This window comes from uncultured Brachyspira sp., assembly GCF_944390595.1.
Lineage (GTDB): Bacteria > Spirochaetota > Brachyspiria > Brachyspirales > Brachyspiraceae > Brachyspira.
Genome location: NZ_CALXRN010000139.1, coordinates 1 through 24,630, shown reverse-complemented (window position 1 = coordinate 24,630; position 24,630 = coordinate 1). Strand labels below are relative to the sequence as shown.

Below are 24,630 nucleotides of genomic sequence, written 5' to 3'. Positions count from 1 at the left end.
GGAATGTGCCGAGTCAGGGAATCGAACCCTAGACACAAGGATTTTCAGTCCTTTGCTCTACCTACTGAGCTAACTCGGCAAGTGAAAATTATTATAGCATAGCAATAAAAAATGTCAAGTACTATTTGATAATTTTATTACAAAAAGAATATTTACAGGTTTTATTGAAATATATTTTATGCCAATCAAACTTTGACAAATAGGATTATTAAATATATAATAAACAATCAATTTTGATAATTTTTATCAATAATTATAATAGTAGGTAAAATATGACAAATAAGAAAGACAGAATAATCACTTTTATACTAGTAGTTATAATAATATTTTTAATAAATGCAATAATAAATCAATTTACTCCAGCAATAGATTTAACCAGAGATAAAGTATATTCTCTAAGCAAAGAAAGCAAAACATTAGTAAAAAATTTAAAAGAACCTATGACTGTAAAATTCTTTGTAACACCTAATCTTCCTCCTCCATTCTCTACTTATGAAAGATATATAAAAGATTTATTTGAGGGATATAAATCAGCAGGCGGAAAGAATTTGAGTTTCGAAGTAGTAGATACTTCAAAAGATTCTGCACAAGCAAGTCAATACGGAGTAAGTCCTACACAAATAAGCGTTTTAGAAAAAGACCAAACTCAGACAAAAGTAGCTTATATGGGATTAGCATTCATATACGGAGATTCTATAGAGACAATACCATTCGTGCAATCAACAGAAGGTTTGGAATACAATATAGATACTACTATAAGAAAAATGATGGATAAAAATGATAAACTTACAAGATTGGAAAATAATTTAAATGTTTATTACATATCATCTTCTGAAATATATAATCTTCTTCCAATAGGTGCTTTAGAACTTATACCGGATTCTATAATGAAAGCTGTAGCTAATGCAAATAAAAATTTAATGAATAAAGTACAATTCATCAATGTTGATATGACAAATCCTTCAAAAGAAAATGAAGATTTATTAAAGAAGCTGAATGTAAAAAAAATAGAATGGAATGATATAAAAGATAATCAAGGAAATATTGTAGCAAATAAAGGAAGTGCATATTTCTCATTGGTTTTAGAGAATGGTGATAATGTAATGGAGCTTTCAACATCCTATATATTATACGGTGCATTTGATGAAATAGAAAATGAAATATTAAAAAGTATAGACAGCATGCTTGGATTAAAAGCTACTGTAGGATATATACAAGGACATGAAGAGGCTAATTATATAACTGTACCTCCTCAATTTGGAGGAAATCCTAATGATGCTTATGACAGCGTAAGCGAATATATATCAGAAATAGAAGCTAACTATAACTTTGAAGCAGTTGATATTTCATTAAATGATATACCTTCAAATATAGATGCTTTAATAATAGCCGGAAGTAAAACAGAATTCAGCGACTATGAATTATATAAATTGGATCAGTTTATTATGAGCGGAAAGCCTGTATTATTTATGCTTAATGGAGTACAAATTAATCAAAATGATCCTAATGCTCAAATGTACGGTCCTACTCTTATACCTGTTACAAACAGATTAAATGAAATACTTCCAAATTATGGTTTTTCAATAGCTACCAACATGGTATTTGATGATAATGCATATAAGGCACAATTACAGCAAGGCATGCCGGAACAGAAGATGTATTATATACCGCTTATATCTCCGGAAAATATCAATGCTAAAAGTGATATAACTAAAAGTATTAATCTTATGCTTACTCCTATATCATCAGAAATATTAATAAATACTAATAATTCAGAAATAAAAGTAACTCCTCTTATTCATACAAGCGAAAAAAGCTGGACAGAAAGCGAACAGTTTGCAGCTTCAATGACAGGAATGCCAAGCGATGAAAGCAAATTATCTAAAAGACTGCTTGCTGCTGTATTTGAAGGTAATATGAACAGTGCATTTGAAGGAAAAGAAATACCTGCAGCAACAAACATGCAGAATAATATCAACAGCGGTATAAACAGAATCAGCTCTACAACAAGCGGAAAAGTTTTAGTTGTAGGATCATATGAAATGGCAAAAAATAGTGCATACACAGCTAACAAGATATTTTTAATGAATTTAGTTGATTATATGGCAGGCGATACCGGACTTATGAGTATAAGAAGAAAAGGAGCAATATTTAATCCTCCTTACAATGTACCTGAAAGCATCAAATTATTTGTAAGAATTATAAATATAGTTATGCTTCCTATAGCTGTTATAGTATTCGGACTTATGCTATGGAGTTCAGATAAGAAAAGAAGACAGAAAATATTTGAAAAGTTTAATAATAAACTAGAAGAAAAAAAATAATGTTTTAAAAATTGTATGCATTCGGCAGATTTATATAATGAAGTTTTACTGAAAGCATACAATTTTATCAGCAATAAAAAATAAATAATTTAAACTAAAAATATGGCAAAGAAAAATAATACTATATTCGTATGTGATAATTGCGGAGAAAGCACAATTAATTGGATGGGCAAATGTCCGTCATGCGGTTCTTGGAATACTTTAAAGCCTTTCACAGAACCTTCTGAAGATACAAATAAATCTATAAGAGATAAAGTTAATATATCATCAGATAAAGCACAATTAACATCTATAAAAAAAATTAAAACTAATGAAAGTACAAGAATATCTACAAATATAGAAGAACTTAACAGGGTATTAGGCGGAGGAATAGTACAAGGCAGCGTAATACTCATTGGAGGAGAACCTGGAATTGGTAAGTCTACCCTGCTATTACAAACAGCATCTAATATTGCAAAAAATGAAAAAGTTTACTATTTTACAGGAGAAGAATCTCTAGAACAGATAAAATTAAGGGCTGACAGACTTACATTAGAAGATTCAGATTTTCTTATATCATCAGAATCCAACTGCGATAATATAATAAATACTTTATTGGACAGTCCTCCTACACTTGCAATAATAGACTCCATACAAACAATATACAGTCCGTCTACTAATAGTATAGCAGGTTCGCCGGCACAAATAAAAAACTGCGCATGGTCATTAATGCAGACAGCTAAATTAAAAAATATAACAATATTTTTAGTTGGTCATATAACAAAAGAAGGAACTATAGCAGGACCTAAAATACTTGAGCATATTGTTGACTGTGTATTATATTTTGAAGGCGATGATAAGGGAATATATAGAATATTGAGAGCTGTAAAAAACCGTTATGGAGCAGTTGATGAGGTTGGTATTTTTGAAATGGCAGAAAAAGGACTTATGGAAGTAAAAGATCCTTCTAAAGTATTTACAAGAGGAGTAAATGAAGCTGTATTTGCCGGAAGCGTAATAACTCCTGTAATAGAAGGAAGCAGAGTATTTTGCGTTGAACAAGAAGCTTTAGTTGGAAGCAGTGCATTCGGATACCCTAGAAGGTTAACTATTGGTTATGATCAGTACAGATTGCTTATAATAATAGCTATACTTGAAAAAAGGGCACATTTAAACCTTTCAAATCAAGATGTATATATAAATATAGCAAACGGACTTAATGTTAAAGAAACAGCAAGCGATTTTTCTATAGCAATGGCAATAGCTTCAAGTATGTCTGGAATATCAATACAGAGAACAACAGCATATATTGGAGAGCTTGGACTTTCCGGCGAGGTAAGGCCTGTAAGATTTATAGAAAGAAGAATAAAAGAGATGCAGAAATTCTCTCTTAAAGAAGTATATATCTCTAAAAGAGCAGTAAAAGAGATAAAAAATGTAGAAAATGTAAAAATTATCGGTATAGATCATATTTCTGAGGCAATAAAAAAACTTGGTATATAATTAGTATTTGAAAAATATTAATTTATAGGTTATAATATGCTGTATATTGATAATTTTAAGAGGAAAATATTGGATAATAAAATAAAAGAATTCTATGATATATTCGAGTTTTGTATTTCATCTGATTTAGAGACTTCAAAAGAAGAAGAAAAAGTACTTGAAAATATAATAAGCATGTCAAATAAAGAACTCACTTCATATATAAGACAATATGTTGCAAAATTAACACATTATAATAAAAATTTTTTAGATTATAAAACAGCTAATGAAATATTAAAAATGTTGTTAGAAGTGGGTTTTATATTAAGAATACAATATATAAATTACTTATATAAAAAAGAAAATAATACTTTAAATAATAGTGATGAAGAAGTAAATGGTTTATCAAGAATGATTCAGTTTCTTATAGCCGAAATATCAAATATAATATACTCTAAAGAATATGAAAGCGATAATATGTTTGATAATATGAAAGAATTGAAAACAAATACAACTATCGGACATGTTAATAGAGTATTTATAATGTCAATTGAAGCAATAGCATTTTTTAATGAAAAATTGAGGCGGGGTGCTGCTAATAAAATGAGAATAGACTTTAAAAAAAGCTATTACAAATATGCTGAAAGAATATACCAAAGATATAATTTATTTGAAAATTCTAATACACTAGATTCAAATGTAAAACTAGGTGTAAGAAAGATAGAAAATGATACAATTATAGATACAGTTACAGGTATATTAATGCATGATATATCATTAAAAAAAAGCAGAGATTATATACCAATAGCAAATGATGAAAAAGATAATCACTCATTGCAGGATTATGCTTTTGCAAAATATTTTATGAGAGGAAGCGAAGGTGTAGCATTAACAGTTTCACTGCATCATGAATATTATAGTTATGGTTACGGACTATTTACAGAATTATACAAAGCAACATTAAAAAGAAATCCAAAACATATTATAGAATATATTGTATCTTATGATTATAAAGATGTATTAACATTGCAAAGTTTAACATATCTTCCGGCCAAAATTTTAGAGATCATAGATGTATATGATACATTAACAAACTGTTTGAATAAATCTCCTAAAGAAGCAGTACAATATATGGTTGAAAATTTTTTGGAAAAAGACATAATGCTTGATCCTATAATATCAGATATATTTATTCAATATCTTAAAGATAAGAAAAGAATCAAACTATAAATTGAAATATTTACTAATAGTTTCTTTTAATCCATCTTTATCTAATTTATATATTTTTAAAAGCTCATTTCTGGATGCAACTTCAAAAAACTTATCAGGCAAAGCATGAATTTTAACAGGCTTATATATATCATTATCAGACATCAATTCTAATATGGCACTTCCTATACCGCCTTTTTTAACATTCTCTTCAATAATTAAAATTTTATCGGCCTTCTTTACCATATTCAAAATAGTATCTTCATCTAAAGGTTTTAAAGTAGATAGATTTATTATTGAAGTATCTAAATTAATTTCACTTACAGCATCTTCTATATCAATTAATGTAGGCCCATAACTTATAATAAGTCTTTTACTATTTTTAGCTTCTCTTACAATATTAGCTTTTCCTATTTCAAAATTGCTAGATATAATATTTTCTTTTACTTCTCTAATGCCGGACTTATTATATCTTATAACAGTAGGTCCTTTATACTCTAAAGATTTTTTCACCATATCTATAAAATCTTTTTCTCCAACCGGCGCCATAATTGTAATATTAGGTATAATTCTCAAAAAAGAAACATCAAAAACACCTTGATGAGTATCTCCGTCTTCAGGAACTAATCCTGCTCTGTCTATCATAAGCTTTACATTAGCATTCATTATACCAATATCATGTATTACTTGATCATACCCTCTTTGTAAAAATGTAGAATATAAACAAACAAAAGGTATTACACCATTTTCAGCAAGTCCGACTGCAAATGTAACAGCATGCTGTTCTGCTATACCCACATCAAAAAATCTATCTGGAAATTTTTTAGCATACTCAGTTAAACCTGTACCAGATTCCATAGCAGCAGTTATAGCAACTATATTTTTATTTTCTTCAGCAGCATTAACAATGCACTCCCCAGCCAAATTAGAAAAAGTTTTAACACTAGATTTTGATTTCAATTCTCCAGTATCTACATTAAACGGAGCTATTCCATGAAATTTAGAAGGATTTTCCTCAGCTATTCTATAACCTTTACCTTTAATTGTATTAACCTGAACTAATCTAGGACCTCTTATAGATTTTACCTTTTGGAAAGTACTTATAAGTTCATCATAATTATGCCCGTCAACAGGACCAAAATATTTAAATCCCATTTCTCTAAAAGCTATACCAGGAGCAACAAAAGTTCTAATAGCCCCCTTACCTCTATCTATAAATTCATTAGCAATATCGCCAAAAGGCAAAGCAGAAACCAATCCTCTAACTTTTTCCGAAGCCTCATGAATTAAATTGTCATTCAATGTAGTATTAAGAAACTTTGATATAGCCCCTATATTTTTACCTATAGACATTTCATTATTATTTAATACGATTATTATATCTGTATCAGTATTTGCAATATTATTCATAGCCTCTAATGCCATGCCGCCTGTCATAGCACCATCTCCTATAATAGCTATAACATCTCCTTTATACCCTAATATACTTTTTGAACATGCAAGTCCATAAGCAAATGATAAAGAAGTAGAAGCATGTCCTGTTTCTTCTATATCATGTTCTGATTCATTTCTTTTTGGAAAACCGGATATTCCTCCGTAAGTTCTTAATGTATTAAATTTATCTTTTCTTCCGGTTATAATTTTATGAGTATATGCCTGATGACCAACGTCAAATATAAAAGCATCTCTAGGAGAATCAAATAAGTAGTGGAGAACCAAAGTCAAATCAACTACGCCTAAATTACTGCCTAAATGCCCTCCGGTATTTGAAACATTATTTATTATAAACTCTCTTATCTCTGAGGATAATGATTGTAATTCTTCTGTATTTAATTTTTTTAAATCAGACGGGCTTTTAATTTCTTCTAAATACATTACATGACCTTCATTAAATTATAAAGCAATTATAACCATAAAAGATTTTATTTCAATAAGTAAAAATATAAATTATAAAATTTATTCTTGACTTTTATATTATTCATGATATAATTCATTCAATTTATGAATGATAGGTAAAAATATGAATAATATTTTTTTTAAGCATAAAATAATTTTTTACTTGCTACCCTATTTAATTTTTAAATTAACGAATTTGGAATTTTTTAAAAGGAATAAAGTTACTATTTAGTGATTTTATTCCTTTTTTTTATGCCAAAATCACAATAACAAAACTATTTCAAAAAAGGAGAACCAATGAAAAACTTTATATCTATCAAAGAGTTATCAAAAGAAGAAATTATTGAGGTATTAGATGTTGCTAAAGAATTAGATAACACTGATAGTGAAAAGAGAAGAAAAATGATGGAAGGAAAAATAATGACAAGCATATTTTTTGAACCTTCCACGAGAACAAGATTATCATTTACATCAGCAGCATATAAAATGGGATGTCAGGTATTAGGATTTGATAATCCGGATATAAGCTCCATAAAAAAAGGAGAATCATTAAGAGATACTATAATAATGGTTTCTGCTTATTCTGATGTTATAGTTATGCGTCATAACATTGACGGAGCTGCTAAATTTGCTGAAGAAGTTACTGACTGTCCTATTATTAACGGAGGCGATGGTGCTAATGAACATCCTAGCCAAACTTTGCTAGATTTATATACCTTAAGAGATGAACTTGGTGATATGGAAAATAAAAAAGTAGCATTTGTTGGAGATACTAAATATGGAAGAACTGTTCATTCTCTATCAAAAGCATTAATGATGTTCAATGGAGAATTTTATTTCATATCGCCTGATATTATACAGATACCAGATTATATATTAAAAGAATTAGATCAGGCAGGAATAAAATATAAAAAACTCAATAGATATGAAGATATATTAAAAGATATAGACTGTCTATATATGACTAGAATACAAAGAGAAAGATTTGATGACCCTAATGAATACGAGAAAGTTAAGCATGCTTTCAATATATCAAAAGAAACTATACTTGGAAAATGTAAAGATAATATGATAATAATGCATCCGCTTCCTAGAGTTGATGAAATAAGCATAGATTTAGATGATACAAAACATGCTAAATATTTTATACAGGCTAAAAATGGTGTTCCTACAAGAATGGCTATGATATCTCTTGCTACAGGCATTATAGAATCTAAGGCTAAAAAGAAAGATATTGATTATGAATTAATAGAAAATAAAAATGTAGTTTGTACAAATCCAAAATGTGTTACTCATTTTGAAGAAACAAAAAATAAAGTAGCTAGAAGAAGCTATGGAGATTTCTGTTACTACTGTAATAAAGAAATACAAAAATAATAAAAAATAAATTATATGGATTATATTTTTATAATATGATCCATATAAATAAAGATATAAATTATGATAATAAAAAATGCTAAAATTATAAATAATGAAAAAATAGTTTCTATTATAATAGAAAATGAGATAATCACAAAAATAGATACTGATAATAATTTTTCCGAATATAAAGATGATAAGATAATAGATGCCAATTATAATTATGTACTTTGCGGTATAATAGACCCTCATACTCACATGAGAGATCCAGGTCTTACTCATAAAGAAGATTTTAATTCCGGAAGCAAAGCAGCTGCCAGAGGAGGAGTTACAACATTCTTTGATATGCCTAATACTATACCAAATACTATATCAAAAGAAAATTTAATGTCAAAAAAAGCTATGATGATTGGAAAATCTTATGTGGATTATGGTTTTCATTTCGGAGGAAGTAAGGCAGATAACAGCGATGATATAAAAAAGGTTGTTAATGAAGCTGCATCAACAAAAATTTTCTTTAATGCTTCTACTGGGAACATGTTAGTAGAAAATGATAAGGTATTAGAAAAATTATTTGAAAACTCTAAAATTGTAGCTGTTCATGCTGAAGATAAAATGGTTGATAAGGCAATCGATATAGCTAAAAAAACAAAAACGCCATTATATTTATGTCATTTATCTTTAGAAAGTGAAATTGAATCCTTAAAAAAAGCTAAAGATGCTGGAATGATAATATACGGAGAAGCTACGCCTCATCATTTATTTTTAAATACGGAATATGTAAATAAAAATGAAAAAAATAAAATGCTTCTTAGAATGAAACCTGAATTAAGAGAAAAATCAGATAATAAGGCTTTATGGAATGCAATATTAGACGGCACCATAGATACAATAGGTACAGATCATGCACCTCATTTAATAAGCGAAAAATTAGAAAAACTTACATTCGGAGTACCTTCTATAGAAAATTCATTAGAATTAATGCTTACAAAAATAAATGACGGAACTATAGATTTCAAATTATTAACAAAAATTATGAGCGAAAATGCTGCTAAAATATTCGGCATAAAAAATAAAGGCTTATTAAAAGAAAATTACGATGCTGATTTAGTTATAATAGATTTGAATGATAACTCAGAAATAGAAGAAAAAGATATAATTACAAAAGCAGGATGGTCTCCTTATATAGGATTTAAAAGAGGCGGAAAAATATTAACTACTATAGTACGCGGAAATATAGTTTATAATAATGAATTATTCACAGACAAATATATTGGAAAAGAAATAGAATATATATAAAAAAATAAGTGATAGATATTAATTTTATAATATCTATCACCATAAAAATATATAATTAATTTTAAGGAAACGCTTACAATCTAAATATAGCAGTTGCAACTCTAAAGGCTGTAGGCAAATCTAAAAGATAAATAGTATTATTATCCGTATCCTGATTTTTAAGCCATTCATGCATATTATTCTTTGAACCAAAGAAATTCATAATATTTCAGCAGGTACTAGCCCAATTTTTATTTTTATTTAAATCAACATGAACAACATGAATATCATCTGGAAAATGCTCAACTATTTGTCTGTCTCTAATTTTAACAAATATCTTATCTCCAGTCTGACTGCATATAGAATTAATCTCCGTATCCTGATGGAATAAACTATAAGAACCTAAAGCGTCAATTGCACACATAGAACAAAATTCTCTTCCATCAGAAAGTTTAACTCTATGATTTGTTTCCATAGCAGATACAGGATATAAAAAAGCAACATCATTACCGCTCATTGTAATAATTTCTTTTTCTATCAAGATATTATACAATTTCTCATCTCCGCATATATTTATAGCTTCTTCTTTGGAAATAGTACAGCCTGTATCTATAACTCTGTTTATTAATTTTAATCTAGCATCTTGTATATCTTTAGGGAGGTTATGATACTTATCAGATACACCATATTTCTCCATAAAATTTGTATCAAACATAAATACTCCTTATAAAGTTATTACTTGCTCTACACCACTTCCTTCCAAAGCTTTATATAAGTCTGGGAAACAGCCTATACAAGCACCATCAATTAGTTTGTTGTCAATCCCTCTTTCAATAGCACAGATATTACATGCCATAAGAAGTATTTTTTTCTTTTCCAATACTTTTGAAAGCCTGTCGCCAACACTGCTTCCTTTAGTAAGCATAAAAGTATTGTCTGCAAAAAACATCATCCCTACAACTTCCGCACCATGATTATCATTTAATAATTGCGGAACTATCATTTTATCCAAAATCATATGTGAATTTTGGCTGCTGAAAATATAAGCTACTTTCATATCAATTACTCCTGCGAAAATATTTGTAATTATTAAAATTTATAAATTAGATAAAATACTATTATGCTTCAATAGGTTTGTTTACAAAAGCCTTTTTAACATTATTAGTAAGTTCTCTAACACATTCTATATAAGCAGAACTATCTCTTTCTCTTGGATGCTTAATATTCACTTTTATATCAGCAACTATCTCGCCTTTATTCAAACTCATAACTATAACTCTGTCGCTCATATAAACAGCCTCAGACACATCATGAGTTACCATTAAAACCGTACTGTTACTATTTTTAACAAGCTGTAATAATTCATTTTGCATATGCTCTCTCATCTGCAAATCTATTGCTCCAAGAGGTTCATCTAAAAGCAATATTTTAGGATTAGGTGCTAATGCTCTTACAACCGCAACCCTCTGCTGCATACCTCCGGAAAGCGATATAGGATACTTCTTTTCATGCCCTTTAAGATGAGACATCTCTAAAAGCTCCTCTAATCTATTTCTTTTTTCTTCTTTTGTCATTTTTAAAAATTTTAAAGAATAAAGTATATTCTTTTCAACATTCATCCATGGAAATAAAGCATAATTTTGAAAAACATATCCTCTCTCAGAAGAAGGTTTTTCTATTTTATTTCCCTCAAGAAGCACCTCGCCGGAAGTAGGATTTTGAAAACCTCCTATCATGGTTAAAAGTGTAGTTTTACCGCATCCTGACGGACCAAGCAAAGTTACAAATTCTCCCTTCTCTATACTAAAACTAATATTTTTCAATACTTCAACTTCAGGAGCTTTCTTTGAAGTTTTAAAAGATTTGCATACATTATTCACTTCAAGAATTGCCATTTTTAAATCTCCAAGAAGTAAGCAGTTTTTCTAATATAATTAATACTCTATCCATGCTAAATCCAATTATGGCCGATACTATCATAAGAGCATAAAGTTTAGGAGTTTCAAGTCTCTGCTGTGCTTCTACTAATATAAATCCAAAACCCTTGCTTGTAGCTATAAATTCAGCACAAATAACACTCATCCATCCTAAACCCAAAGCAAGCCTGCATCCCGTTAAAAATGCCGGTAAAGCCCCAGGCAATATTATATCAAGCATTATATCTATATTTTTAGCCCCCATACTTCTAGCGGCATTAATATAATTAGGATCTATTCCTCGAACTCCATCTATAGTATTAATTATGAGTGGAAATATAGCACTCATAGTTATTAAAAATATAGTAGGGCCGTCTCCAAGTCCGAACCATACTATGGCTAAAGGTATCCAAGCCATTATTGGCACCTGTCTTATTGAATTTATTATTGGCGAAACAGCTAAAAGTATAGGTTTAGAATATCCCATAAATAATCCTAAAGGCAAACCTATTAAACAAGCTATAATAAATCCCCTAAATACTCTTTCTAATGTTATAAGTAAATTTTGAACCGTATAAGGATCTATCCAAGATTTAAAAAACTCCTTACAAGTTATAATAAAATCAGGAAGCAGCAAATTATTATCTATCTTTTTGGCAAGAAAATACCAAATGACCATAATTGCAATAAGCACAGAACAGCTGTAAAATTTCATAAAAATACTGTTTCCTGCATTTCCTAAATTTATAGATCTGCTTTTATTTTGCGGAACTTGACTCCCATTGTTTTCCATATATTCATTTCTCCTTCAGAATTTGAAATGTCCAAATAACTAATAAGCACATTAGATAATATTGTATCATTTTCTATATCATCAACAGATTCATTATAAATTTTAATAAAATCGTTAAGCACTGAACTGTCTTTCAATTTCTTTGATACAACTAAATAATAATCCGGCTTTTCAGTATATATTTTTTTAAACCTAGTATTTTTTGTTTTTAAAGCTAATATAATATCAATAAAAATAGCATCAACTGTTTTTCTCTCCAAAGCATAAGGTAAAGCAGTTGCAAGCATTGGATAATAGTTAGAATTTGAATATTTTGATTTTAATAATTCTTCCTGTAATAAACGCTTGTTCATATATCCAATATTTTTAGGTTCAATATTATTATCATAAATTTCATCATAATATACTAAAACATTAGAACCACTAACTATAGAATCGACTATATAATAATTGGTATCTATTGACAATAATTGAAATGCTGCATCAGGACATAATACTGCCATATCCACCTTTCCAGATATAAAAGCAAATTCAGCTTGGGAACCGCAGCAATCCAAAAATTGTATATAATCAAAATTTGAAAACTCTAAATTTGAATTTTTACTATTTATTATATAGTCAAATAACATCCCGGAAGCATCATTACCGCATGCTATGGTAATTTTATTCTTTTTGCTATTAATATTCTCTTTATAACTTTGAAATAAGATGAAGCATAATATAAAAATGACGCTAAATATAATAATATATTTATTTCTTTTTATTATATGCTTCATCTTTTCCCTTTATTATTTATAAAAAACAATATCAAACTTTAGACTCTTCTTTAATGTTATCTACTTCTACAGCTTTAGCTCTCCATTCTTCATAACTCATACCAAGAGGAAATATAGGATCAACCTCTTCTTTAATAAAAGTATCAAAGTCTTTAGCACCGCAATTATCAAAGTATGATAAATCTATATAATCGTCTATATCAAGAGAATTAATATCATCTCTAACACCTAATCTTTTCATAGTTTTCATTTGATTATGAACATAATCTCTATTTAATTTCCAAGTAATAGTTCTTCCTTCTTCATTAAGCTTTTTCCATAAAGTCATAAGTCCAACTTCTAAAGGTACATTATAATTTTCAGCGAATATTTGAGCTGCTTTATAAGGATGAAGATACATATATTCTATAGACATAGCATGAGCAAGAAGTATGCGTTCTGCCAATTTCGGATGAGCTTTAGCAAAATTGTAGTTCATACAAACTTTACAGCAAGTACCATGTCCGTCTGCTTCTCTGTCAGTATTTTGTCTTTTTAATACTTTTCCTGTATCTTCATATTCAGCCATAGAACCCCAAGGATCGCAAGCACCGTAACCGTCTAATTGTCCCAATTTAAATGCAAAATAAGCATCAGAATCACTCATAGAAAAGTTTTCATAATTAGTAATATCTCTAGGTATATTCAACTGTTCAGACCATTCTGCCCAATTCAAATTTTCTGTTTCCGGATTAGCCCCCATAGATATTTTTTTATTAAGCAAATCTTCCGGTTTTTGAATATCTTTAGAAACAACAAAATACTCAGCACCGCCTGTATGATTTTCTGCTGCTATAAATAGAGGAACTTTATTTTTTACAGCATTTAATGTAGTAGTAAAGCCGGCATAAGCCATATCCATTTGTCCTGCACTCATAGCTTCAGGAACATTGCCGTTACCGGTAACTGTAACATTTAAGCCCAATGCTTTATATATTCCTGTATCTTCTCCTACACAAGCTGCTGTCATATGATCGCAATTGTAATAACCTAAATTAATTTTATATTTTTTATCCTCAGCACTTAATTCTTCTAAATTATAATCTGCAACAATAGCCTGTACATCTTCTGATATAACATCTGATTTATTTTTAGATGAATCTCCTCTGCTGCAAGAAACAGCAAATAATATCATTAAAAATATAATAATATTTTTTTTCATTATTATTCTCCTTAAAATTAATTAATATATTTTATTTTAACAACATTTCTCCATTCCATTTTCAAATAAACTTATTAATTCTCCATTCTCAAGCCTATAAACAGCAAATCCTATATTAGCACCCTTTTGCCCTGATACCAAAATTTCATTCGGTACCTTCTCATCTATGTTATAAAATCTTATTGTATAATTTTCTATAGGTGCAGGTATTGGATCAGTAATTAATATATGTCCATTTGAATCTTTGTATATGCCTACCAATTTATTTGAATAAGCTGATTCTTTATAAATTATTATTAAATCATCTATATTATCGCCGCTGAAATCTCCTTCCAAAAATGTTAATAATTCTTTATCAGAATATTTCTCAACATAGGCTTTATAAAGTTCATTATTCTTTATTCCATCTGAATTTGAAATATTCTCTTTATTATTATTGCAAGATATTAGTATAAAAATACATAAAGCATATAATACTTTCAGCATTGAAATTGTTTTTCCCTATTTGCTAATATCTTTATTTTTTTATTAAAATCATAAACCATGAATATAAGCCCATAAATAATACTATAATTGCACATAAATTTTTAAACCAACTGGGGAAAGTAATATTAATATTATTGGCTATTTCTATTTGCTTCTGGGAATTTGATAAATCAAAGATGGGCGTAAAGTTATCCGTTAATAAAATATTTGTAATATAACCTATCAAGATACCAAAAAAAAGCATAGAAACAAGATATATGATTAAAGTTCTCTTACCTATGAGCTTATACATGCTAATTAATTCAGATATATTTGTTGCCACACCTGTTATTAAAAATGTAATTGCTACGCCAGGTGAAGCTCCGGCAGATATCAATGCCGCAATAAATGGAATATGTCCTAAGGCACATACATACATTATACAGCCTACTGCCGTTATACCTATTATTGATACTAATTTCGGATTACTTAAATACTGCATTACAAATGCCTGTGGTATAACTGTTATCAAAACAGCTCCGAATAAAGTACCTATTAAAATAAATCTGCTTATTTCTATTCCAAGATTATTAAAACCCCATAAAATACCATTATACAATTTTTTGTACCAAAGTGTTTTATCTACATAGGTATTTTCTGGAATTTTAATATTCATACTTTGCAATTTCAAAACTTCCGGAGAGATTAATTCATTTCCTCCAAAAATATTTCCTAATACTCCTATAATTATAGGAAGTAATATTCCGCATAATATATATATAAAAGTTATTTCTTTACCTAACATGGCAAATGATACTATTATCGCTGCAGGATTTATTATAGGAGTAGCCACCAAAAATGAAAGAGTAGGTCCTAAATACGCACCTGTTCTATATAAACTTAATGCTAAAGGCAAAACTCCGCAGCTGCATATAGGAAGTATTGCTCCTGATATTGTTGTTTTTATCAAAGAAGATATTTTTTTATTTCCTATAGATTTTTGAAGAACCTGAGGACGAACAAATGCATGTATTATTCCAGACAATATTAGGCTTATAATAATCCATTCAGAACTTATAAGGAGAAAGTCCCAAAATACATATAAAAAACGCATTAGCATATATAATCTTCCGTCCTATTTATTACTAACAGTTTTGAGCTTCTATAGCTTTCTTTATTTCCTGTTCTATTAATTTTTTACTTAAAACATCATATCTGTCTTTTCCATTAATAATTAATGTACCTCTGTCTATCATTCCATATTTTGATAAATAATCAAAATCTTTTCCAGCATAATACAATTTTACTTCTATTTTATCCTCATATTCTTTTTGAAGTTCGTTTAAATATGAAGAATATCCATCGCAAGTCGGACATGTATTAATAAATTCTACTAATACTTTAGACATATAAAAATCCTTTAAAAATTGATATAATTTAATTCAATTAAAATAGAATTAATATATAACTTAAAAACTATTAATTAGTTTATTTTAATAAGTTATGATTATTATTTATTTAGAAGTAAAATCGAATATACACACGGTATATTATAAAGAATGAATCTCGGGAAAGGCATCCTGATTTAAGAAAATGATTAATTTAAAATTATTAATTAAAAACATATCATCACCCTATACTCTATATTATATATTAAGAAAAAATAAAGTAAAGTACATTAATTACTTTTTTATAATTATTTTTTTATATTGTAAGCTATCTATTCTTTATATAATCAATTCTAAAAATATATAAATCAAACATTTAATACAGTATTTTCATAGAATGCCAAATAATAATAACATTGACATATCAAAATTTACAATATAGTATTTTTATTATGGAAAATATATTAGAGCTTTCAAATTATAATACCAAAATAGCCTTTGAAATCATAAAAGAACTTAATATAGAAAATACATTTAAAGAAATAAACTGCAGAATTAATCTTGTAGGTTCTCTAAGAATGGGACTTTTAATGAAAAATAAAGATATTGATTTTCATGTATATTCTTCTAAATTAGATATACTAGAAAGTTTTAATGCAATATCCAAAATATCAAATAACAAAAAAGTACAAAGTGTTATATATAAAAATCTAATAGATACGGATGAACATTGTATAGAATGGCATTTATATTACAAACATAATGATAGTAATATTTGGCAAATAGATATTATTAATATACTTGAAGGTTCTTATTATGACGGATATTTTGAAAAAGCTGCTGATAATATAATAAACATGCTTACAGAAGAAAAAAGAAATACTATTTTAAAATTAAAATATGAAACTCCAGATGATATAAAAATAATGGGTATAGAATATTATAAGGCTGTATTACAAGACAATATTAAAACATTTGATGAGTTTATTAAATGGAGAAATAAACAATCATTTAATGATATAATAGAGTTTTAAATTACTTATATTCTATAAATGATAATTGCAATCATATTCAAAAAAGTATATAAGAGAATATAATTAATATATTTAGGTTTCGTATATTTTATATTTTCTATAAAGTATATAAAAGGCACAAACCCCAATGTAAATGATGAATAAAAATAATGAGGTCTTCCCCCTCCGGCTATTCCTCCAGCCATATAAAATACTATTGTAGAAATAATATAAACAATATAGAAAAACAATAAATCTCTTAATGCATCTGTTTCTTTAGTATTTTCTGTTATCATTTTCTTAGTAAAAAAATGCTTATAGGAATAAATTAATACCAATAAAGCAAATACAAATGATAATATATAAAATATAAAAGTAAAAATATATAAAGGATTGCTTCCAAAATAAGAATTAATTATGTCTTTGAATCCATTAACATATTTGTTGCCTGATTCATTTGTAGCAAAAAGGAGTATTGAATATATTTGCGGCGGCTGTATTACATAACGGCCTAATTCTTCTTTCCTTCCTAATATTTTAGAAAGACCTTCAAAGTTATTTTGAAATTGATATATTAAATAAGGCAGATATGTTAAAAATGATATAAATACTCCAATAGATAAAGGTATTATATTTTTTTTAGTATCTTTTTTCCATCTGATTATTAAAAATACTATTAAAGACGGAATTATTGAAAAGAAATTGGAAAAATGGCATTGAGCTGATAATGCTAATATAGGAAATAATAAAACCCCATAAATAAATTTCTTTTCATTATACAGATATTCATAAAGTACAGGTAAAAATATAAAAGAAAATATAAAAGGATTGTGCGGATTATATATATCATTTCCTGCCTTTAAAAAATATACATTTACTGACATTATTAACAGCATAATACTTAATGCTGTAAGTCCAAATCTTTTATAAATCCAAACAAAAAATATAATACTAACCAATATTGATATTATTAAATTTACAAGTCTTGCTCCCTCATAGGTTTTTCCTCCTATAAAATATTTAAACATGTATGACAAGTAAAAATATCCTCCGGGAACTCTTGCTTCTTCTTCACTATCATAAGTATCAGGAGTATTCAAAAATACACCTTCTATTGGAAATCTATTTTCATTAAAATGCTTCTCTGTTTGATAAAATTGATATTGTTCATCCAATCTAGGCGGTTTGCCGCTAATAGTTTTATTATATAAATAGAATCTTAGAAAAATTCCTATTATAATTGCTAATACTGATATTATTATTAATAATTGTTTATTATTATTTATCATTCTTACCCTTATATACATTTTCTTTTTTTGAAATATTAAATTTAGAAAGTATGTAGACAACACCAATCAGAAATCTTAAAAAATACATTGAAACTGAATAAATTGGATGCATAAATAATTTTTTCCACTTACCTTTTTCTACATAAACTCCAATATATCTATAGAACATACCAAATTGTTTTTTAGTTGTTTCATCATGTCCCCATTTTTTAAAATAATTGTCAAAGTTTGAGGCATAATAACTCTTTTTTATTATATATTGCTTAAGCGTATGATTTTCATGATGATAAAGAGGTGATTTTATTATGTCAGCTTCTCCTATTTGTTTTATTCGTCTGTCTATATCCCAATCTTCTGTACCATTTAAATTTAAATCAAATCCGCCTATTTTTATAAAAGCATCTCTTCTAAAAAATCTGACAGCATCTATTACTGTGGCATCATAAAATGACCTTTCAAAACTCCTTACTCTATTAAAAAAACTATTTCCATAAATTTTTTCAGGTATATAAACAGCCTGCACATTTTCTTTATTATTAAAAATTTCTAAACATTCAGTTATAACATTTTCTGATAAAGTCATATCCACATCTAAAAAACCTATTATATATCCGCTTGACATTTCAGCACCATAATTTCTTTGGGCAGAACGTTCAGGGCCTTTAGTAAAAGTTTTTGCCCCTAATTCTTTTGCTATTTCTAAAGTTCTATCCTCCGAATTATTATCAACCAATATTATTTCTATATCTTTATAATTAGAATTTTTTGCAGCATTAATACAATTTGCTATAAAATCTTCAGAATTTTTCGTTGTGATTATTATGCTTACCATTTATTTTACCAAATTTTTTATTTAATCTATAAATAATATATTTATTACAAAAAAATAACAAGGTACTTTTATTCCCTTGTTATTTTTTATAATTTTATTATTACTAAATAATAAATTAGTTATTTTTTGCTCTCCAAGTTTCTTTTTCAAACTCATTAGCAATTCCAACTAGAGACTCATCCAAATCAATATCAAGAGTAGAGTTAAAAGTGTTGTAAGCTATCATCCAAGCAACAAAACCAACTATAACAACTATTTCCTGATCATTGAAATGTTTTTTAAGATTATTCATAAGTTCATCGCTTACTGCAGTAGGATTTTTTACCATCTGCATACCTAATTGTGATAATAATTGCTCTTTTTCATCAAGTTTAAGATTTTTAGGATCATCTCCTATAGCTTTTAAGTCTCTTATAAAAAATAAAGAACATAATATACATCCGTTAGTAGTAGAAACAGAATGTGCTAATATCATAGCAGCTCTTTTTCCAACAACTTCAACAAGTCTTTCAAAAGAAGTATACCATCCCATCATTGTATCATAAGTTACATAATCATTAAGAAGTGCCTTTTTCATATTTGTAACACTGCCGCTTTTTTTAATTTGATAATCGAAAGCTTCTTTTACTTTTCCTTGAGCTTCTTCATATTCTATAAATTTTACTCTAGCCATAATAATTACTCCATATTTTGTTATTTAAATTAAAAACCAATATTTATTTATAATGTATAAATAATATCATATTTAGTATAACATGAATTAATTATAATATAAATACTATAATCAATAAAAAATATTGATTTTTTTATTGAATTAATATAGTATTTTTAAATTTATAGTGTTCTATGAATAATAAATTAAAAATTATGTTTCAGAACAATATTTATGATACTTCATATAATATCTATAAAATTAGATATAAAACAGTGTTTTTATAATAGAATCAAAAACATTATCAAATTATAAATACAACTTTTCTTTATAAATAGTTCAAGAAACACAATAATATATTAAAAAACATTAAAGAAAAATAAAACAGGAAAATATTATGATGGTATTATTTTATTTGCTTACAATAGTATTTACAGTTTCATTTGTATATATTATCAAATCCAATAAAGAAGCTTTTAATATAGTTTTAGATAAGAAAAAAGAAAAATTGATTTTGATTATATTTTGCTTTATTACATCTATATCGCAAATATTACTTTTAAATAGCAATTATACTTATATGGGGCATGACTATGGCTTAATAGAACCAAAGATTGTAAGTATGCTTTTATACTATAAAAATAACGGACTTGATATTGAATGGGCTTCACCATTATCCGGAGGAGGACTTCTTAGTTATGCAAATCCTCAATATATTCAATATTCTCCTTTATATTTCCTTACTTTAATCATACCATTTTGGTATAGCTATAATTTATTAACTTTTATATTTTCTATAATTGGATTTACATGCATATATATTTTTCTTAGAAAAGACTTTAATTTTAATTTTATAAGTTCTTTAACAGGTGCTGTATTTTTTTCATGTACAGGATATTATATATACCATCTTAGAGCAGGACACTGGGCGTTTATATATCATCCATTTACAGCATTAATAGTTTTTATATTTTTTTCTAACACAATATCTAAATTAAAATTTAGTTTTATTATAAGAATATTATTTGGTTCTTTAATTTTTTCTTCTATGATATTTGGCGGAGCTATTCAAACAATATTTTTCTATACATGTTTTGTACTTCTTGGAATTGCTGCTATTTGTTTTAAATTAGATTTAGATTTTTTGAAAAAATGTATTGCTGTAATATTATCTGTATCAATATCTTTTATTCTAAGTTTATCTAAATTAATACCAACGTTTATATTAGCATCTAAAATAGACAGAGGAAAATTAATGGTTGATAATGAACCTTTTTATAAAATATTTGAAGTAATTTACTATGATTTCATATTATCAATAGTTTCATTTTTTGAGAAATTATTTTCTTTAAATGTATTTTTTAATATTAGATATAGCGGCATACATGAAAATGATTTATCACTTCCTTTTATGATGATTCCTATAATGATAATAATATGCATAGTTAATAAAAAATATATTAAGGAATATATTAATAATTTAACAAAGTTTGGTAAGTTTAAAATAATACTTTTTGCAATATGGCTATATTTATCTTTTGATATTTATTATGATAAAGGTTTAATAAATAGTATATTTCCGATCCTAAAAAATATAAATTTACATTTAAGAATGGGATCTGTATTGATAATACCTTTTATAATATTTTTTTCTTATTTACTTAATAAGTATAAACTGTTTAGTAATAAAAAATCTGCAATATTATTAATATTATTATTGAATATATATAATGTTATTTTCTTTTTATATAAACATGCCAATACATTTGCTAATGACTCAGGATTCAATAATATAAATATAGAAATAGGTGTAGACACTTGGAATAAAATAAATAATTTAGGAAGTAATAATAGTTATAAAGTAAATACTATATTATCATTTAATGAACAAGATAATAATTCAAGACAAAAACTATTAGAACAATTTATAAATGAAGATTCTTTTGATTTATATTCTTCCAGATTTCCATACGAACCTATATATGGATATGAACTTCAAACTTTTAAAGAAAAAGATGAAGGATCTATATATAAAATATCAAATAATTATTATAATTTTACTCATCCAAATAGTTTGATATTTTTTGATGATAATTATAAACAATTTACAGGATTTTCTATAGAACAAAAAGAAGATTTAGATAAGTTTGCATCATTTAAAAAAGTAGATTGGAAACTTCCAAAAACATTCTATATAGCTAATGATGTTTAACTTTATTCACATATAGCAGTGATAAGTTTATTGCTTCTAATTACTATTTTTAATATTGTATATTTTATTATAATGAATAAAAAAGCTAATATGAAATAAAGTTTTTATAAATTGTTAGTACTTTTTTGATATAAGTACTAACAATTTACGGTTTATGCAAAATCTTTTAAATGCCCGCTTGATACTTTCTTGAATGCTCTTAGATAATATTTTATATCATCCAAATCTCTAATAGATAATACTTTATGCATTAAAAACTGAGGAGTAAAACTCAAGTTATAAAGTTTTTGTATCCAGCATTTTATTTTTTCTTCGCCAACATCAGTTTTCATTATAGCAGTACGCATATCATAATCTTCCCAATTCTCTGTAGTAAGCCAATTTTCTCTTTTGCATTGATTAAACAATTCAGTACCAGGATATGGAATTATTATTGTAGCCTGCATAGTTTTAGCATAACCTTTTAAAAGAAGTTTTTTAGTAAGCTCATAAGTCTTTTCAATATCTTCTTCAGTTTCCCAAGGATAGCCAAGCATTACTGTGATATGAGGAGATAATCCTGCATCAGAAGCTGCTTTACAAGAAGGAAGTATCTCTTCAACTTTATTTCCTTTTATAAGTCTGTCTAATGTAGTTTGACTTGCAGATTCTAAACCGAATAATAAAAATCTAAATCCTGCTTTTTTCATAAGTCTGTATTCATCTTCATTACAAGCACCGAAACGCATATTGCAGTCTATATTAACTTTTTTATTTAGTTTTTTATCTATCATATAATTACAGAAATCGTTAAGCCATTTTTTTACAGGAAAACAACCTGTATCGTCCATTATCTCTCTTATATTGTATTTATTATAAAGAAAGTCTACCTCATCAACAACATTCTCAGCAGTTCTGGCGCGGAAATTTGTATATATGCCAGTCCAAGAACAGAAAGTACATCTATGATGCCAGCAGTCCCTTCCAGCCATTATATAAGTTCCCGGTATTCTTTTGAAATTACCATTGTCATAGGCATATCTTTGCCACTCAGTTAAATCTCTGTCTATGAATGGAAGACTTTTTAAATCATGTCTTAATTCAAAAAATCCTGTATTTTTTATAGTATTTGATTCCCTATAGTATATTCCTTTTTCTAATTGAGCTTTGCCATTTAAATATTCTATTAGATTTAAAAGCAAGAAGTCATAATCACCGCCCATTAATAAATAATCAACCTTACAATTATTCATAGTCTCTTCAGGCATAGCAGTAACATGATCCCCAGCAATAACTACTATCATATTTGGATATTTAGCTTTTAAATCATCAACTATTTTCCAAGCCTTATATATTACCGGTGTTTTAACTTCAAAGAATAATAAGTCCGGTGTTTTTTCATTTAAATATTCATACCATTTTTGCGTACTCATATTTCTAGCAATAGCATCAACAAAATCAACATCATACCCAGCATTCTTTATCATTGTTGCAGCAGTAGCAGGAACAACTGGATAAATATATGTAGGACTTTTGAACCATTGAAATTGTCTGTTCTGTGACAATAATGCTACTCCTCTATCGCTTTCAAACGGAGGATAGCCTATATATATTTTATTTATTTTATTCATAAATTAATTTGCCTTTATAATTATTAAATATTATGTTTATCTTTTAATTATACTTTAATTGATAAAAATGTAAATAAGCATTAATACAGCTAATTATTTTATAGGTATATATATTTCCTAATTTTCAATTTTATATTTATTTATTGTATAATATTATATACTTGAACAACTATATTTTGTCAAAAATTATTTTCTTATTTTTATTATTAGTGTGGACTAGCCCTGCGAAGCACACAGATGTGCCGCACCCACACTTCTTTTGCAGACGCTCTGCGTGCCGTAGGCAATGCACCTACTCGGCGGTAAAAAGAACATAATAACAAAAAAGAACAAATAAAAAATTTACTATATAAACAACAAGGAGCTTTAAATCCCTATTTGTTTTTTGAATAATTTGACAAAATATACTCTTTATGATATAGTATAAAAATAGATTTAAGAGAAACTCTAAACTCTAAACTCTAAACTCTAAACTCTAAACTCTAAACTCTAAACTCTAAACTCTAAACTCTAAACTCTAAACTCTAAACTCTAATTTAAAGTTAGAATAGAGTTAAAATATTTTAAATTAATAATATTTTTTATAAAAAGTTAAAATAATTTACAAAATTTAATTATAAATGTATATTAATTTTATAAAATTAAAAGGAGATAATAATGAGTATAATTGAAGAAATTAAAGAATTACATGAAAATGATGAACATGAAAAAATTATTGAGATTATAACGGCAATTCCAAACGAGAAAAGAGATGCAGAACTTTTTAGTTTGCTTGCCAGAGCTTATAATAATGTAGAAAGATATGATGAAGCATTGGATAATTTAATGTATATAAGAGAAGAAGGAATTGATGATGCTTTATGGAATTATAGAGTAGGTTATGCTTATTTTTATAAAGGGGATAAAGAAAATGCAGAAATTTATTTTAAAAAGTCTTATGATTTAAATAATGAAGA

Annotated in this window: 21 protein-coding genes, 1 tRNA gene and 1 pseudogene; 8 read left to right on the top strand and 15 right to left on the bottom strand. The window is 27.0% G+C overall.

The features are described 5' to 3' along the window. Positions 1 to 6: 6 nt before the first annotated feature. A tRNA-Phe gene (locus Q0J90_RS08320) sits at positions 7 to 79 on the bottom strand. Positions 80 to 272: 193 nt separating this feature from the next. On the opposite strand from Q0J90_RS08320, the gene Q0J90_RS08315 reads away from it, so the two are divergent. The 3 genes from Q0J90_RS08315 to Q0J90_RS08305 all read left to right on the top strand — a co-directional run bounded on the left by Q0J90_RS08315 (position 273) and on the right by Q0J90_RS08305 (position 5,015). Beyond that, on the top strand, positions 273 to 2,324 hold the full coding sequence (locus Q0J90_RS08315; protein WP_297277461.1) for a GldG family protein: 2,052 nt from the start codon (positions 273 to 275) through the stop codon (positions 2,322 to 2,324). A gap of 102 nt (positions 2,325 to 2,426) precedes the next feature. Continuing rightward, positions 2,427 to 3,806, top strand: a complete 1,380-nt coding sequence (gene radA / locus Q0J90_RS08310; protein WP_297277460.1) for a DNA repair protein RadA — start codon at positions 2,427 to 2,429, stop codon at positions 3,804 to 3,806. 69 nt (positions 3,807 to 3,875) lie between these two features. Continuing rightward, positions 3,876 to 5,015 (top strand): hypothetical protein, encoded by a 1,140-nt coding sequence (locus Q0J90_RS08305; protein ID WP_297277459.1) that lies wholly within the window; start codon positions 3,876 to 3,878, stop codon positions 5,013 to 5,015. Here the strand turns inward: Q0J90_RS08305 and dxs are convergent. After that, entirely contained in the window at positions 5,010 to 6,869 is a 1,860-nt protein-coding gene (dxs, locus tag Q0J90_RS08300; RefSeq protein WP_297277458.1) for a 1-deoxy-D-xylulose-5-phosphate synthase, read from the bottom strand. The two genes, Q0J90_RS08305 and dxs, sit on opposite strands and share 6 nt — an antisense overlap. A gap of 318 nt (positions 6,870 to 7,187) precedes the next feature. Between dxs and pyrB the strand changes: the two genes are divergently transcribed. After that, the gene (gene pyrB / locus Q0J90_RS08295) at positions 7,188 to 8,267 is read left to right on the top strand and encodes an aspartate carbamoyltransferase (protein ID WP_297277457.1); all 1,080 of its coding nucleotides are present in this window, start codon (positions 7,188 to 7,190) and stop codon (positions 8,265 to 8,267) included. A 63-nt stretch (positions 8,268 to 8,330) separates the two neighbouring features. Next, a complete protein-coding gene (locus Q0J90_RS08290; protein WP_297277456.1) occupies positions 8,331 to 9,548 on the top strand; it encodes a dihydroorotase family protein in 1,218 nt (405 codons plus the stop codon). Between the two features lie 73 nt (positions 9,549 to 9,621). Here Q0J90_RS08290 and saoL read toward each other — a convergent pair whose 3' ends face one another. The 9 genes from saoL to saoT all read right to left on the bottom strand — a co-directional run bounded on the left by saoL (position 9,622) and on the right by saoT (position 16,087). Beyond that, positions 9,622 to 10,242 (bottom strand): MerB-like organometallic lyase SaoL, encoded by a 621-nt coding sequence (gene saoL, locus Q0J90_RS08285; protein ID WP_297277455.1) that lies wholly within the window; start codon positions 10,240 to 10,242, stop codon positions 9,622 to 9,624. A gap of 9 nt (positions 10,243 to 10,251) precedes the next feature. After that, positions 10,252 to 10,584 carry a DsrE-related protein SaoD gene (gene saoD / locus Q0J90_RS08280; RefSeq protein ID WP_297277454.1) on the bottom strand — a complete coding sequence of 111 codons (333 nt, stop codon included), beginning with the start codon at positions 10,582 to 10,584 and terminating at the stop codon, positions 10,252 to 10,254. Between the two features lie 61 nt (positions 10,585 to 10,645). Continuing rightward, positions 10,646 to 11,422 carry an ABC transporter ATP-binding protein SaoA gene (saoA, locus tag Q0J90_RS08275; protein ID WP_297277453.1) on the bottom strand — a complete coding sequence of 259 codons (777 nt, stop codon included), beginning with the start codon at positions 11,420 to 11,422 and terminating at the stop codon, positions 10,646 to 10,648. Next, entirely contained in the window at positions 11,409 to 12,236 is an 828-nt protein-coding gene (gene saoP, locus Q0J90_RS08270) for an ABC transporter permease subunit SaoP (RefSeq protein ID WP_297277452.1), read from the bottom strand. Before saoP ends, saoA begins: the two co-directional genes overlap by 14 nt. Continuing rightward, a complete protein-coding gene (saoB, locus tag Q0J90_RS08265; protein ID WP_297277451.1) occupies positions 12,188 to 13,012 on the bottom strand; it encodes an ABC transporter substrate-binding (seleno)protein SaoB in 825 nt (274 codons plus the stop codon). The genes saoP and saoB overlap by 49 nt, the downstream gene beginning before the upstream one ends. Positions 13,013 to 13,043: 31 nt before the next feature. Continuing rightward, on the bottom strand, positions 13,044 to 14,213 hold the full coding sequence (gene saoX / locus Q0J90_RS08260; protein WP_297277450.1) for an ABC transporter substrate-binding subunit SaoX: 1,170 nt from the start codon (positions 14,211 to 14,213) through the stop codon (positions 13,044 to 13,046). Positions 14,214 to 14,249: 36 nt separating this feature from the next. After that, positions 14,250 to 14,699 (bottom strand): Cys-Cys-COOH (seleno)protein SaoC, encoded by a 450-nt coding sequence (saoC, locus tag Q0J90_RS08255; RefSeq protein ID WP_297277449.1) that lies wholly within the window; start codon positions 14,697 to 14,699, stop codon positions 14,250 to 14,252. A gap of 31 nt (positions 14,700 to 14,730) precedes the next feature. Beyond that, positions 14,731 to 15,798 (bottom strand): efflux transporter SaoE, encoded by a 1,068-nt coding sequence (gene saoE / locus Q0J90_RS08250; protein WP_297277448.1) that lies wholly within the window; start codon positions 15,796 to 15,798, stop codon positions 14,731 to 14,733. 25 nt (positions 15,799 to 15,823) lie between these two features. After that, positions 15,824 to 16,087, bottom strand: coding sequence for a thioredoxin-like (seleno)protein SaoT (gene saoT, locus Q0J90_RS08245; RefSeq protein WP_297277447.1), 264 nt, complete (start codon positions 16,085 to 16,087; stop codon positions 15,824 to 15,826). 431 nt (positions 16,088 to 16,518) lie between these two features. Here saoT and Q0J90_RS08240 point away from each other — a divergent pair, with 431 nt between their 5' ends. Further along, positions 16,519 to 17,100 carry a phosphoglycerate mutase family protein gene (locus Q0J90_RS08240; RefSeq protein ID WP_297277446.1) on the top strand — a complete coding sequence of 194 codons (582 nt, stop codon included), beginning with the start codon at positions 16,519 to 16,521 and terminating at the stop codon, positions 17,098 to 17,100. Positions 17,101 to 17,105: 5 nt separating this feature from the next. Here the strand turns inward: Q0J90_RS08240 and Q0J90_RS08235 are convergent, their stop codons facing one another. From Q0J90_RS08235 to Q0J90_RS08225, 3 genes are all read right to left on the bottom strand, one after another. After that, complete coding sequence (locus Q0J90_RS08235) at positions 17,106 to 18,368, bottom strand: hypothetical protein (protein WP_297277445.1); 1,263 nt, start codon at positions 18,366 to 18,368, stop codon at positions 17,106 to 17,108. Continuing rightward, positions 18,358 to 19,200, bottom strand: a complete 843-nt coding sequence (locus Q0J90_RS08230; RefSeq protein ID WP_297277444.1) for a glycosyltransferase — start codon at positions 19,198 to 19,200, stop codon at positions 18,358 to 18,360. The genes Q0J90_RS08235 and Q0J90_RS08230 overlap by 11 nt, the downstream gene beginning before the upstream one ends. 115 nt (positions 19,201 to 19,315) lie before the next feature. Continuing rightward, positions 19,316 to 19,873 (bottom strand): hypothetical protein, encoded by a 558-nt coding sequence (locus tag Q0J90_RS08225; protein WP_297277443.1) that lies wholly within the window; start codon positions 19,871 to 19,873, stop codon positions 19,316 to 19,318. A gap of 376 nt (positions 19,874 to 20,249) precedes the next feature. Between Q0J90_RS08225 and Q0J90_RS08220 the strand changes: the two genes are divergently transcribed. Next, on the top strand, positions 20,250 to 22,064 hold the full coding sequence (locus Q0J90_RS08220) for a hypothetical protein (protein WP_297277442.1): 1,815 nt from the start codon (positions 20,250 to 20,252) through the stop codon (positions 22,062 to 22,064). 152 nt (positions 22,065 to 22,216) lie between these two features. On the opposite strand, the gene Q0J90_RS08215 is transcribed toward Q0J90_RS08220, so the two are convergent. Further along, on the bottom strand, positions 22,217 to 23,674 hold the full coding sequence (locus Q0J90_RS08215) for a radical SAM protein (protein ID WP_297277441.1): 1,458 nt from the start codon (positions 23,672 to 23,674) through the stop codon (positions 22,217 to 22,219). A 657-nt stretch (positions 23,675 to 24,331) separates the two neighbouring features. Between Q0J90_RS08215 and Q0J90_RS08210 the strand changes: the two are divergent. Next, a pseudogene (locus Q0J90_RS08210) lies at positions 24,332 to 24,630 on the top strand (hypothetical protein); the annotation flags it as partial.